The sequence below is a fragment of the Antarcticibacterium flavum genome, assembly GCF_006159205.1.
Taxonomy (GTDB): Bacteria; Bacteroidota; Bacteroidia; order Flavobacteriales; family Flavobacteriaceae; genus Gillisia; species Gillisia flava.
In genome coordinates this window covers 930,858-944,424 of record NZ_CP040812.1, presented here as the reverse complement: position 1 = coordinate 944,424, position 13,567 = coordinate 930,858, and the positions used below count along the sequence as shown (strand labels likewise).

The window sequence follows — 13,567 nt, the reverse complement described above, 5'->3', positions numbered from 1 at the left end:
CTTGTGATAAATTATCCAGGAAAAAAAGTAAATTATAAAACATGAATAATGGGGTTCTAGTTATATCTTTAGATTTTGAACTTTTGTGGGGAATATTCGATAAGGTTTCTTACGAGGAAAAAATTGACTATTTTACTGAAACTCGAAAAGTTATTCCGAAGATACTTCATCTTTTTCAGCAATTTAATATTCACTGTACCTGGGCTACTGTGGGAATGCTTTTCAATGAAAATTGGGATGAATGGAGTGAGAACATTCCAGAAGTAGTACCAAACTATCAAAATATGAACTTCTCTGCCTATAATTATGGAAAAAAGATTCGTTCAAAAGTGACAGAACCTCTTTGTTTCGCTCCTGATTTAATTAAAATGATTGCACAAGCACCCGGTCAGGAAATAGGAACTCATACCTATTCCCACTATTATTGTCTGGAACCCGGGCAGGATCTACCTGCTTTTAAAGCCGACCTTCAAACGTCCATAAAACTTGCTAAAAAATTTGATATTGAGTTAGAATCACTTGTTTTTCCCCGAAATCAAATCAACCTAGATTATCTTGAGATATGTTCCCTTGATGGAATTAATAATGTGCGTTCCAATCCAACGGTTTGGTATTGGGAGAACACCCAAACAGATAGTCTGGCACAGAAAATTTTTAGGACAGGGGACGCCTACCTGGGGAAGAAAGACAAGACTTATCAGCCGTCGGAAGTAAGTTTACTAGATAAACAACTAACTTCACAAAAGGCAAGTAGATTATTAAGGCCGTTTTCTGATAAAAGAGTTCTCAATTATTTAAAAATGAAAAGAATCTTGGGGGAAATAACACATGCCGCCGAAAAAAATGAGATTTATCATCTATGGTGGCATCCTCACAATTTTGGGGTTAACCCGGTAAACAATCTTAAAGATCTTGAGATTATTCTAGGACATTTTGACAATTGTCGAAGGACAAAAGGAATGCAATCTTTAAATATGGCCGAAGTTGGATCTAAAGCTTTAAAAAAAATTGGATAATTTAATTTCTATAATAATTCCTACCTATAACAGGGCCTATTGCTTGCCAGCTGCAATAGATAGTGTGTCGGAGCAAAAGGGTGTCCGTTGGGAATTAATTATCATTGATGACGGCTCCACCGATGCCACCCGTTCAATACTTGATTCTTATAAGGATGTAGCTCAAATTAGACACTATTATCAAGAACATAGAGGTGTATCTGCCGCACGAAACCATGGTGTATTTAGAGCTAAGGGAGATTATTTAATTTTTCTGGATTCTGATGACAGCTTCCAACCGGGACTACTAAAATGTTTAAGGGAGGAAGAATATTGGAAATTTGACCTCATCTGTTGGGAGGTTTTAAAAAAGGTAGATGGTAAATCTTCCCACTGGAAACCTGTTGGTCTGGAAAAAATATATAATAATATTACTGCCAGTTTTTTAGCCGGAAGTGCTTGTTATAAAAAGAAAATTTTTGAAGAGGCAGGAGGATTTGATCCTTCAATAAACTTTGGAGAAAATTATGAATTGGGAATACGCATTTCGCAACTAAAAGATCTTAAGGTCCATATTATTTCTCGTCTATTCCTTATTTATAATATAAATACCAAATTACGTGAGAGTAACTCCGTCCAAAATAAATTGCTATCTATAGAGAATTTATTGGTAAAACATAAGGAATTGTATCTCTTTGATCCGCTTTCACATGCAAGGTTGGTTTATCAAATTGGTTTACTAAAACAACAAAGTGGTAAAAGTAGTGAGGCCATGAGATTATATATTCAGGCTTACAAAATAAAACCTGATTATCTGAAACCTTTATTACGATATGTACTGCTAAAAGGAAAAAAGGTGCTTGCTTTCTAGAAAAATAATTTCAACTATTAAGTCTTTTTTTAAGTATCACGCGGAAAAGTTTTCTGAAACTCAGTTGGAAAAGGTAGTGCAAAAATAACATCTTTCTATGGTTTCGTCTAGCAGTCCTAAAGAATAAATTTAATTTTCTGTTTTTTTGTTTTTTATAATAGGCTGAGAGATGACTATATGTATTAATTTTGGTGTATAATTTATTCTCTTTTTTTCTTCCAGTCCAGGCCCCACCCCTATGCCTTCGATAAATACTGGGTTGGATTTCCGCCTGGAACTTAGCATCTCCATAATGCCCAAGCAGAGAAAGAAAAAAACTATCCACATTGATAACTCTCATTATTTCCGCAGGCACCTCAGACATTATATTTCGAAAAAAAATCGTGGATAATAAAGGATGAAAAATTAAAAGTTTTAATTTTTCTGAGGGAACATCGTGAAGAACCTGATCAAGTCCATTAGCATTATTTGCTGAAAACTCATCTGTTTCTTTAAAGGCATGAAAGGCAAGCACGAAGTTTGGATCCTTCTCCAGAAACCCCACCTGCTGCTCCAGCTTCAAAGGATCTGTCCATTTATCATCTCCTTCACAAAACGCTATATACTTACCCCTGGCGGAGAAAAAATTATAAAACGCATTGAAATTGGAAGTTGGTTCACCCATAACCTTAATTTGGTTCTCCCGGTGATGGAGGAAAAGTCTTATCCTTTCAGGATGCTTTTTTGCATACTCTAAACAAATATCTCGGGTTCCATCAATTGAGCCATCATCTCCCACAAGTATTTCAAAATCAAAAGTGGTCTCCTGCATTAAAATGCTGTCCAGACACTCTTTTATAAAATCCTTCTGCTGGTAGGTTTGTACCAGAACACTTACCACCGGTTCTTCTGGAGGAGAATACGAGATTTCCTCCACCTCTTTTTTCTGATATCTCTCTTTAAACTCCCGGAAGTCCATCTATATTTCTAGTTGAGATAGTTGTTACTTATATCATCAAAACTCACTTCTCTTTTTTTAAAAGTGGGGGAGGAATATACCTCCCCTTCTCCTGTAGAGCTTTTAATGGAAACTCCCATACCTATTATATTTTTGGCTCCTATTTCCAGGTTTTGTAGTATAACCGCATTAAGCCCTATAAAAGTATATTTTCCAACAATTACATTACCGCCTATAGTGGGCCCGCTTAAGAGTACGTGATCACTTACCTGTGTATGATGACCTAGTCTGGCTCCAAATAAGATGCAGTTTGCTCCTATTGTAACGAAAGGCTGGATTACAGAGCCTTCCCCTATAAAGCAGTTGTCACCTGTTTTCATATTCGGCCAGGTAGATGCCCTGGAGGAGATATAAGTGGCTAATTTGATCCCTTTTTCCTTTGCAGCGGTGTAGATTCGCTCCCGCACCACATTATTTCCTACTGCTATGAACAGGTAATAATCCTCCTGAAGCAGCAAATCCTCAATTTTTTCAAAGATTCTGGTACCTGAATTTTGATCTTTATTTTTTTGAAAATATTCATTTTCTATACAATAACCTTCAACTTCATATTCGCTGTCATTCTCGAAGACATAGGCAGCATATTCTGCGAGCCTGCCTACACCGTATATGAAAAGCCTTTTTTTATCCATAGATTCTAAGTTTCAAACAAATATAATTTATTTGTCCCAGCTGTTGTAGTATGTTGCTTCAAATAGGTTTTACATTTTTCAGAAAAACTCCTAATAATGCTTTTTAGGCCAAATTTTTATTTTCTCCTGGTGCAGCTGGAAAGAAATCCTGGCGGTTTCTCCTACATTTTCCTCCAAAGGAAAATATAAATTCGTGCCTGCAGGATAGTTTTTATACCTCTAAACGAGTATTATATCCTTATAACGAATAACTTCTATAGCAGAAAATTTTTCGAAAAAACCTTCTTAAATTTAATATAACAACCTAAACAATAGATGATTATGAAGAAGGTCTTATTTTTTCCGCTTATAGCGATGCTTCTTATTGGCTGCTCTGTAGATAATGAGGAGCTGGATTTTGAACCACAACAAATTCTCGAAAAGAATGCTGTATTTGAAGTTGAGGGATGTGAAACACAAAGCCTTGACTTTAATGATTCAGGGGAAATTTACATCACCAATGATGACACTAACCTGTATATCACTATTTCCGCTCAGCCAGGGAACAGTCTCTCTAAAGCCAGGTTACAGCTTGGAAACACCCTGCAGGATTTTCCTTTGGTAGGGCAGGGCAATCTCCCTCCGGGTCAAATGGAGCATCAGGAAGACTTTTCTCCGGGAGTAGATTCCCATACTTTTATTTTCCCCTTGAGTAGTTATGAGGAGTGCTTCTATATTGCCGCAAATGCGATTTTTTCAAATGGTACCAACAGTTCTTCCTTATGGGCAGGGGACCTGCAGGGGCCTAAAGGAAATTGGTCCTATTTTGAATATTGTGTGCAAAGCTGTGACCCGGCCTGCGAAGGAGTGAGCGCCGGCAGTAATAATTCCACTACAATTACTGAATCCCAGGCGGCAGCCATTCCCAGCTGGGATGAGGTACGTAAAATGTATGTGAGCCTTCTTGACCCGGGAGTTCCTACAAACGGGACCTTTGATCCCTCTATCTGGAATATGATCTACGACTGGCAGGAAAGACGAACAGGAGAGTTTACCCTGAAGTATACTATCACTGTAGGGGATTGTACAGATTCCGTTTTCCTGACTGTTAACGTGGTCCCGGATCCGGAATAAATTTTAATTATCAAACAGCACCAAAAGTCTCTTTTGGTGCTGTTTTATTTTTGTTTCCTACATCAACTCAATTTGTAGGAATGGACCTACCCTTAATTACAGCCGATTATTACCTGTTCTTTAAGACTTTCCAACATTTTGGTTAAAATTTTAGTAAAGTAAATCCTACTAAAATTTTAGCATTTCTTCCAAATAAATTCACAATATCCTAAAAATCGTGCATTTCATCGAGTATCCATAGCCTATATCGAAAGGCTCTTTTTTGCCCTTATCTAAGTATTATTTTTACTCTGTAAACCAATAAAACCATGATTATGAAGAAGTTTTTACTACTGCCAATTTTTGGCTTATTTTTTATTTCGTGTTCCGTAGATCCTATAGAAACTGAGATTCAGCAAAGTCAGCTGCTGGAAATGAATGCGGTTTCAGATGGGGAAGAACCAGGATGCGCAGGTGCTGATGGCACCATGACTATTACTTACTCTGAAGCCGCAGCAATTGAAAGCTGGGATGAAGTAAGAAAATTGTATTTAAGCCTTTTGGAAGAAGGAGTTTATAGAGGTGGGGAATTTGATCCTACTATCTGGGACCTTATCAATAAATTTAATGACCCGGAAGAAGGTGGATTAGGGGATTATACTACCTGGTATACCATCGACAATGGGGAATGCATGGATACCGTCATGCTTACAGTAACTGTAGTGGCCGATCAAAGTGCACCTACCTGTGATAATTTCACTGCAGGAGAGGATAATTCTATGATTATTACTCAATCTGAGGCTGAAGCCATTGAGAGCTGGGATGAAGTTAGAAAACTTTATTTGAGCCTGCTTGAAGAGGGAGTAATTAGAAATGGAGACTTTGATCCATCTATCTGGGACCTTATCAATAAATATAATGATGAGGAAGTAGGTGGTCCCGGGGATTATACAACCGAGTATACTGTAACCAACGGAGAGTGCACAGACTCTGTGATGCTTACAATAACCGTGGTGGCCGATGAGCAATCTGAACCGGTTTGTGACGGGGTAGATGCCGGTGCAGATAATTCCAGGACTATAACTTATTCTGAAGCTGCAGCTATAGAGAGCTGGGATGAGGTAAGAAAGCTTTACTTAAGCCTTCTTGAACCGGGAATTGCAAGAAACGGAAATTTCGATCCTTCTATCTGGGACCTTATCAACCGTTTCAATGATGCAGAAAATGGTGGCCCGGGAGATTATCCGACTACCTATATCTTAACAAATGGGGAATGTACAGATACTGTTACTTTGACCATTACCGTAGTACCAGACGAGGAATAGAATTATTAACCATTCTATAATTATCTAAACTGCCCAATTTGGGCAGTTTTTTTATACATAAATTTCAGATCGAATTTTTTAACCACAGAGTTAAGGGGAGTTTAGCACGGAGTTATACGCGGAGTCAGAAATAAATAAATTCCCAGGTACCAAACCCCAACCAACAAACATCAACGGAGCACCCCCCTTTTCCCACCCCCTTTAGGGAGGGGCAAAGCGGGAAAAGAGATATTAGTTCAGAGCTTAAAAGTGGTCGGCAATTTTAATTAGAAGATTTATTCTGTTATCCGTTTTGTTCATTTTACAAGTGAAAAAAATCTCAGTCACGCAGTGCCCACCCCGCCCTTCGGGCACCCCTCCGAAGGAGGGGAATTCTTTTCCGCGCAATCCTTTTAACTCCGTGCAACTCCCATTTTTAACTCCTTTTAAACTCTGTTTGTGCCGTGAAGTTAAAGACGGCTGAAGTTCTTTAACATGCTGTAATAAAGATGATACAACTCTTAGTCATAAGAACGAAGTATCGGCAACGCTGTTCAGGCGGGGTTGCCAAACCACCCTGTGCTGCAAAAGCCGTAAGGCCGCTGTGGTGAACGTTCAGGGAAAAGGTGGAACAAATCCATCAGGTAGGGATATAAGAGATGAATGCAAATGAATCGCTGATGAAGTAACGAAATTGGTAGTTGTGTGGCAAAATCGCATTTTACAGAGGATGCAGAGACAAGCATAGCGGAAACCTGGTTTACTGGCTGTGTGCCCACCGTTATACAGGCGACATGACTTATATCCGGGCTTTATTACGGAACTCGGGATCTCCGTTTCAGGGAAACTGCGAAGAGCAGGGAAACGGAAGTCGGACCGAACCATAGTAGTGATGATGTCCTGTGAAAGCAGGAAGGAGCGAAGGGTTCGGGTTATTCAGATGAATGTTCACTACTACAACCTATAAAAAGGGATGATTAACAAATGAACGTACACGTAAAGAAAACAGTACCAATTGAGTTTTCACAGGTGGTAAAAGCTTACCGCAAGGTGAAAAAAGGAGGCAAAGCCGTTGGGATAGACAACCAGAGCTGGGTTGAGTTTGATAAGCAGACTGAGCGCAATCTCTACGTTATCTGGAACCGTCTTGCCTCTGGCAGTTACCACCCTCAGGCTGTCCGGGAGGTAGAAATACCAAAGAAGGATGGCAAGGTGCGCAAATTAGGAATTCCAACCCTGCGGGACAGAATAGCCCAACAGGTGTTAAAGGAGTATATGGAAAAGAGGGTAGATCATCTTTTTCATAACAACTCATATGGTTACAGGCCACTAAAGAGTGCACACGATGCCGTAGAACAAGTCAGGCAGAACTGTTTTAAGCAAGACTGGGTGATAGATATGGACATCAGTAAGTTCTTTGATGAGATGGATCACGAGTTGGTGCTAAAAGCGATCCAACATGTTATGGACGAAAAATGGGTGAAATTGTATGTAGAGAGATGGCTAAGGATGCCCATCCAGAAGAAGGATGGCACCTTACAGCAAAAAGAAGGAAAAGGCACGCCTCAAGGAGGTGTGATAAGCCCTTTGCTTGCCAACCTATACCTACACTTCTCCCTTGATATGTGGCTCGGTAAACATTTTCCTCAAGTAAGCTTTGTTAGGTATGCAGATGACATTATCATCCATTGCAACAACAAGGAAGAAGCGGAAATGGTACTGGAGGCAGTCAAACAAAGACTGACTGAAGTAAAGCTACAGGTCAATGAGTCCAAAACACGTATCGCTTACTGTAAAGATTACAAGCGGAAGGAAAAACACGAGACGGTCAAATTTGAGTTTTTAGGCTTTAGCTATCAGCCAAGGGCGAGAATAGGAAAGTTTGATGGCTCAAAATATACAGCCTTCACAGCTGAAATCAGTCAATCCAATCAGAAGAGGATCAGGGACGCTATTAGAGAAAATAAGTTATGGAATAACACAACGTTAGAAATAACGGACATCGCTAAGAGTCTTAATATGAAACTTAGAGGCTGGATAAATTATTACAGTAAATACAGCCAAAGAACCCTAAGACGCACATTGTTTAAGGTAGATATGCGCGTGATCAAGTGGTTGAAAAACAAATACAAGATCAACAGTCGAAAGTCTATCTTTAAACTCAAACAGATAAAACAGGCAAATCCCAGCCTGTTCTATCATTGGAAAAATGGTTAGTGTTAATTTATAAAGAATAACACGAGCCGTATGACAGGAGACTGTCACGTACGGTTCTGTGAGAGGCTTGGGGGTGAAACTCCCCTTTGCCTACTCGGCGTTTAAACTGCGATTACCCTCGAAAAAAAGATTAATCTCGCAAGAACACCAAACACCAACCCCTAAACACCAAACAACAAGCTCCAAACAACAATATCAAAGCTTAAACTCAAGCAGCAAACCGAAAACAGTAAACGGTAAACGGTAAACGGTAAACCCAAAACGGTAAACCGATAACGGTAAACGGAAAACGGCAAACCTTTAAACTCCACACTTATGTAGAAAATCCCCAATTTCTTACTGTTTTGGTATTCACTATAAACTTCTTTAGTTTAATTCCAAATGCACAAAAATTGAGTAATCTCCTTGCTTACAGGGTTTTGAGGACGTGTGCAGGTTTCTTTCGAAAAGTTGCAAAAAACGGCCCCCCATTTGCAATGTGCAAGACAGAACAAAAACTATGGAGACACCAATAAATTTTGCTGAGATCATTCAGGCTATTTTTATAGTGCCATTCTTATATGTAATTACCATATACATCTTTAAAAAGCTCAAGGAGCGACACTCGTTTTTTGATATTAAATTGATGAAGGGCCTTTTCTTTTATCATCTTGCATTTGGAGGGGCTTATTATATTTATGCCCTTTTCAACAGATCCGATTCGCGGCGCTATTTTTCAGTTCCTCAAAAAGAAGGAAAACAATGGTTGGATTTCCTGGGAACGGAAACCACTTTTATAGATTTCATTTCCTATCCGTTTATCAATGGGCTGGGATTTAGCTATGAAATGATGATGCTGTTGTTTACATGGATAGGTTTCCTGGGGTTTGTTTATGCCTATATCTTTTTTAAAGAAAATATCCCGTTAAAAGTAAAAGTTTTCAAGAAACTGGACCTTCTCACTTTGATCCTGTTCCTTCCCAATATGCATTTTTGGACAGCCTCCCTTGGCAAAGGGGCTTTGATCTTTCTTGGGCTGATGCTTTTTGCCTATACAATTAAAAAGCCTCAGGAAAGAATTATTGGACTACTTTTAGGATCTTTGTTGGTTTTTGCTATTAGGCCACATATTTTCCTGTTGCTGGCTTTTGGCGCTGTGATTGGATTTCTAACAGGGTCTGGTTCCATATCGATAAAAACAAGGCTTTCAGTCTGCCTGGTAATACTTGCAGGGTTATTCCTCGTGCAGGATAAGATCCTTGCGGTAGTGGATCTTAACGGTTCTGAGAATCTTATAGCCGATTTTAAGGAATTTACTTCTACAAGAGCAGATTCTCTTGACAATGCAGCTTCAGGAGTGCAAATGGCAAACTATAGTCTGCCGGAAAAGGTCTTTACCTTCTGGTTCCGCCCCCTGTTTTTTGATGCTCCGGGAATTCTGGGTGTGATCGTTTCCATTGAGAATCTCATCTATCTCTTATTATTCCTAAAACTTTTCAGAAGAAATTTCGTGAGTTTTATCAAAAGAGCTCCTGTTAATGTGAAGATGAGCCTGGTGGTATTTATAACAACCTCATTTGCTATGACTTTCGTAATGTCAAATTTAGGGATCATTATTCGGCAAAAATCAATGATAATGTATTTCCTGTTCTTCGTGATCTATCATTTCCTTGCCATAGAAAAACCTGCTGTAAATTCAATGAAGCTGGAAACTGTGAAGCCTTTTAATGGAAAACTACGTTCCGCTGCATAGCGGAAGGTAGAATAATAAAGACATTTCTGGGCCAACAAAAAATAAAGTTTAATTTTGCAGGGATCACCTTAAAATCTATATGCAGAAACTAATTAGGATCACCACCATCCCCCTTTCCCTGGAAAAATTACTGGAAGGTCAGCTAACTTACATGAGCGAATTCTATGAGGTTACCGCGGTTGCTGCAGAGAAGGAGCGATTGGAAAAATATGGCAGGGAAAACGGGGTAAAAACATTCTGGGTAGAAATGACCAGGGCCATCACTCCTGCAAAGGATATGAAGGCGGTCTGGAAGCTTTACAAATTCTTTAAAAAGGAGAAACCTCTAATCGTACATACTCATACTCCCAAGGCCGGGATCACAGGGATGCTGGCAGCGAAAATGGCAGGAGTGCCCATAAGGCTACATACTGTTGCAGGACTTCCGCTTTTAGAAACTACAGGAACAAAAAGAAAGATCCTCGATGCGGTGGAAAAACTCACCTATAAGCTCGCTACCCGCATCTATCCAAATTCAGCTGGCCTAAAGGAAATTATTCTTGCTGAAGGTTATACCCGCGAAGAGAAGCTCAAAATTTTAGGAAGAGGAAGTTCCAACGGAATTGACACTGCATATTTTAATCCTGAAAGTTATCCATCGGGGCAGAATGTTGATTTCAAAACTAAAACAGGTATACCTCAGGAGGATCTTGTTTTTATATTTATAGGGAGACTCGTTTCAGAAAAAGGAATAAATGAGCTGGTGGCAGCTTTTAAAAAACTGCAATTGGCACATTCCAATATTAGTCTGTTACTGGTTGGCCCCCTGGAAGAGGACCTGGATCCCCTGAAACCGGCAACCCTGGAGGAGATCGAGAAAAATCCAAAGATATTTACCACAGGCTATCAACAGGATGTTCGTCCTTATCTTGCAATTTCAAATGTGCTTGCTTTTCCAAGTTACCGGGAAGGTTTTCCAAATGTGGTCATGCAGGCAGGGGCGATGGGGTTACCCGCAATAGTGAGTGACATTAATGGTTGTAATGAAATTATTAAACAGGACAAAAATGGGATCATCATACCTGTTAAAGATCAGGAAGCACTTTATTACGCGATGAAATCCCTGATAAATGATGAAATTCGGCGTAAAAGCCTCTCTGCAGGGGCAAGGGATGAGATCTGTTCAAAATATGATCGAAAGGAGTTCTGGAAAATATTGAAAGAGGAATACGAATTACTGGAAGTGAGCGTGAAAAAGACATAGAAGATTAAGAAAACTTAAGACAGAGTTTTGTAATTTCGCGGCTTGTTTGAATGCAGGGGAATTATCGCTTCCAAAAGCAAAGATGGATGTATAGAAAGTTTTTTAAACCTTTAATTGATTTTTTAATTGCCTTACTAGGTTTAGTAATTCTAAGCCCCTTATTAATACTTGTTAGCCTGTTACTGTCCCTGGCAAATAAAGGAAATCCTTTCTTTTTTCAGAAACGGCCCGGGAAGGATGAAAGAATATTCCAGATAGTGAAATTCCGCACCATGACCAACGAGAAGGATAAAAACGGAAATTTATTGCCGGATGAGGACCGTCTCACAGGCATAGGGAAAATGGTGAGAAAAACTTCTATTGATGAGATCCCACAGTTGATCAATGTGTTAAAGGGGGATATGAGCCTGATAGGACCCAGGCCTTTATTACCTCAATACCTACATCTTTATAACGAAAGGCAGAAGAAAAGGCACGATGTGAGGCCCGGCATCACAGGATGGGCGCAGGTGAATGGTCGTAATGCCATAAGCTGGAAACAAAAACTTGAATATGATGCCTGGTATGTAGAGAATGTTTCAGCAGGATTGGATTTAAAAATCCTCATCAAAACAATAAAAAAGGTAATTTTATCTGAGGATATCAATACAGCAAATATGGCAACCACAGAACCTTTTAACGGCAATAACTAAAGATTATGAATCTATATGGAGCCAGTGGTCACGCGAAAGTGATCATCGATATAATAAGGTCGCTTTCCCTGGAGGTAGATCATATAATTGATGATGATCCACAGGTGAAAAATTTTAATAACCTGGAGGTAACCCATAAGCTTACTGAAAATATTTCCAATGGAGAAACAATAATTTCTATTGGGAATAATGAAATAAGGAAAAAAATATCAGAGAAATTTGCCGGAGCCATTCATCCCGCCATCGCCCATCCATCTGCCGTAATATCACCTTCAGCAAAACTAATGCAGGGCACTGTGGTGATGGCAAATGCCGCGGTCAATGCAGCGGCTGTGATTGGAGAGCATTGTATTATTAATACGGGTGCCACGGTGGAACACGATTGTAAATTGGGTAATTTTGTACATATCTCTCCCAACGCTGCCCTTGCAGGGGACGTAGAAGTGGGAGAGGGGTCTCATATAGGAATTGGAGCAGTGGTGATCCAGGGGATAAAAATTGGAAAATGGGTGACAGTGGGGGCAGGAGCAGTAGTGATAAATGATATCCCCGATGGGGTTGTGGCAGTAGGAAACCCTGCTCAGGTTATTAAAGAAAAAACTAAATAGATATGCAAAAGAGCAAGATTTGGCTCTCATCTCCACATATGGGAGGGACTGAAATGAAATATATCCAGGATGCTTTTGACAAAAACTGGATCGCCCCCCTGGGACCAAATGTGGCCGGATTTGAAGAGGATATAAAAAATTACCTTTTTCCAAGCTCCTCCCCTGAAGGAGGAGGCCGGGAGGGGGTTGCCGCACTAAGTTCAGGGACTGCCGCGCTTCACCTTGCTCTAATACTGGCGGGTGTAAAAGCCGGTGATGAGGTGATATGCCAGAGCATGACCTTTGCAGCATCTGCAAATCCTATTGTGTATTTAGGGGCTACTCCTGTATTTATAGACAGCGAGGAAGAAACCCTGAATCTATGTCCGCTCCAACTTGAAAAGGCAATTAAGGAAAGACAGGCAAAAGGAAAAAATGTGAAAGCCATCATTGCTGTACATTTATACGGAATGCCATATAAGGTGGAGGAGATACACAGGGTGGCAGCCAAATATAACATCCCGGTAATAGAGGATAGTGCCGAAGCTTTGGGAAGTTCCTACAAGGGCCGGAAATGTGGAACTTTTGGAGAATACGGGATCCTGTCCTTTAATGGGAATAAGATCATTACCACTTCTGGCGGAGGTGCGCTTGTCACAAGGAATGAAGAAAAGAAACAGAAGGCAATTTTTCTTGCTACTCAGGCAAGGGATGAAGCCCCGCATTATCAGCACAGCGAGATTGGTTACAACTACAGGTTGAGTAATATTTCCGCAGGTATTGGCCGGGGGCAAATGGAAGTTCTGGATAAACACGTATCTTTCCGCAGGGATATGAATGCGTTTTACAGGGACCTATTTGCTGATGTTCCCGGTGTAAAAGTAATGCAGGAACCTAATAATGATTATTTTAGCAATCACTGGTTAAGTGTGCTGCTTATTGATAAGGAGAAGACTGGCGGGATAAGGCGGGAGGATTTGAGACTTGCTTTTGAAGAAGAAAATATTGAGAGCAGGCCGCTTTGGAAACCTATGCATATGCAGCCGGTTTTTGCCAATGCTCCGTATTTCGGGAATGGTGTTTGTGAAAAAGCATTTGCTGAAGGACTTTGTCTCCCCTCCGGATCCAATTTGACCGATGAGGACAGGGAAAGAATAGCCGCAGTTATTAATAAATGTTTTAAAAAGCAGCTGACGTAATAAAAT

General features: G+C 40.0%; 12 protein-coding genes. 10 read left to right on the top strand and 2 right to left on the bottom strand.

Translation table 11 applies throughout. The features are described 5' to 3' along the window. Positions 1–41: 41 nt before the first annotated feature. A complete protein-coding gene (locus tag FHG64_RS03970; RefSeq protein WP_139065203.1) occupies positions 42–1,016 on the top strand; it encodes a polysaccharide deacetylase family protein in 975 nt (324 codons plus the stop codon). Continuing rightward, complete coding sequence (locus FHG64_RS03965) at positions 1,009–1,866, top strand: glycosyltransferase family 2 protein (RefSeq protein WP_139065202.1); 858 nt, start codon at positions 1,009–1,011, stop codon at positions 1,864–1,866. The genes FHG64_RS03970 and FHG64_RS03965 overlap by 8 nt, the downstream gene beginning before the upstream one ends. A gap of 10 nt (positions 1,867–1,876) precedes the next feature. Here FHG64_RS03965 and FHG64_RS03960 read toward each other — a convergent pair whose 3' ends face one another. Continuing rightward, positions 1,877–2,824 carry a glycosyltransferase family 2 protein gene (locus tag FHG64_RS03960; protein ID WP_139065201.1) on the bottom strand — a complete coding sequence of 316 codons (948 nt, stop codon included), beginning with the start codon at positions 2,822–2,824 and terminating at the stop codon, positions 1,877–1,879. An 8-nt stretch (positions 2,825–2,832) separates the two neighbouring features. Beyond that, positions 2,833–3,495 carry an acetyltransferase gene (locus FHG64_RS03955; protein WP_139065200.1) on the bottom strand — a complete coding sequence of 221 codons (663 nt, stop codon included), beginning with the start codon at positions 3,493–3,495 and terminating at the stop codon, positions 2,833–2,835. Between the two features lie 321 nt (positions 3,496–3,816). On the opposite strand from FHG64_RS03955, the gene FHG64_RS03950 reads away from it, so the two are divergent. The 8 genes from FHG64_RS03950 to FHG64_RS03915 all read left to right on the top strand — a co-directional run bounded on the left by FHG64_RS03950 (position 3,817) and on the right by FHG64_RS03915 (position 13,561). Next, entirely contained in the window at positions 3,817–4,608 is a 792-nt protein-coding gene (locus tag FHG64_RS03950; RefSeq protein ID WP_139065199.1) for a hypothetical protein, read from the top strand. 314 nt (positions 4,609–4,922) lie between these two features. Then, positions 4,923–5,912, top strand: a complete 990-nt coding sequence (locus FHG64_RS03945; RefSeq protein WP_139065198.1) for a hypothetical protein — start codon at positions 4,923–4,925, stop codon at positions 5,910–5,912. A gap of 963 nt (positions 5,913–6,875) precedes the next feature. Then, positions 6,876–8,108 carry a group II intron reverse transcriptase/maturase gene (gene ltrA, locus FHG64_RS03940; RefSeq protein ID WP_139065197.1) on the top strand — a complete coding sequence of 411 codons (1,233 nt, stop codon included), beginning with the start codon at positions 6,876–6,878 and terminating at the stop codon, positions 8,106–8,108. A 499-nt stretch (positions 8,109–8,607) separates the two neighbouring features. Continuing rightward, the gene (locus tag FHG64_RS03935; RefSeq protein WP_246054279.1) at positions 8,608–9,840 is read left to right on the top strand and encodes a hypothetical protein; all 1,233 of its coding nucleotides are present in this window, start codon (positions 8,608–8,610) and stop codon (positions 9,838–9,840) included. A gap of 79 nt (positions 9,841–9,919) precedes the next feature. Beyond that, entirely contained in the window at positions 9,920–11,083 is a 1,164-nt protein-coding gene (locus FHG64_RS03930) for a glycosyltransferase family 4 protein (protein WP_139065196.1), read from the top strand. 86 nt (positions 11,084–11,169) lie between these two features. Then, a complete protein-coding gene (locus tag FHG64_RS03925) occupies positions 11,170–11,775 on the top strand; it encodes a sugar transferase (protein WP_139065195.1) in 606 nt (201 codons plus the stop codon). 5 nt (positions 11,776–11,780) lie between these two features. Beyond that, positions 11,781–12,383: an acetyltransferase gene (locus FHG64_RS03920; RefSeq protein ID WP_139065194.1), complete on the top strand. Its 603-nt coding sequence runs from the start codon at positions 11,781–11,783 to the stop codon at positions 12,381–12,383. Positions 12,384–12,385: 2 nt separating this feature from the next. Beyond that, positions 12,386–13,561, top strand: coding sequence for a DegT/DnrJ/EryC1/StrS family aminotransferase (locus tag FHG64_RS03915; protein WP_139065193.1), 1,176 nt, complete (start codon positions 12,386–12,388; stop codon positions 13,559–13,561). Positions 13,562–13,567 lie beyond the last annotated feature (6 nt).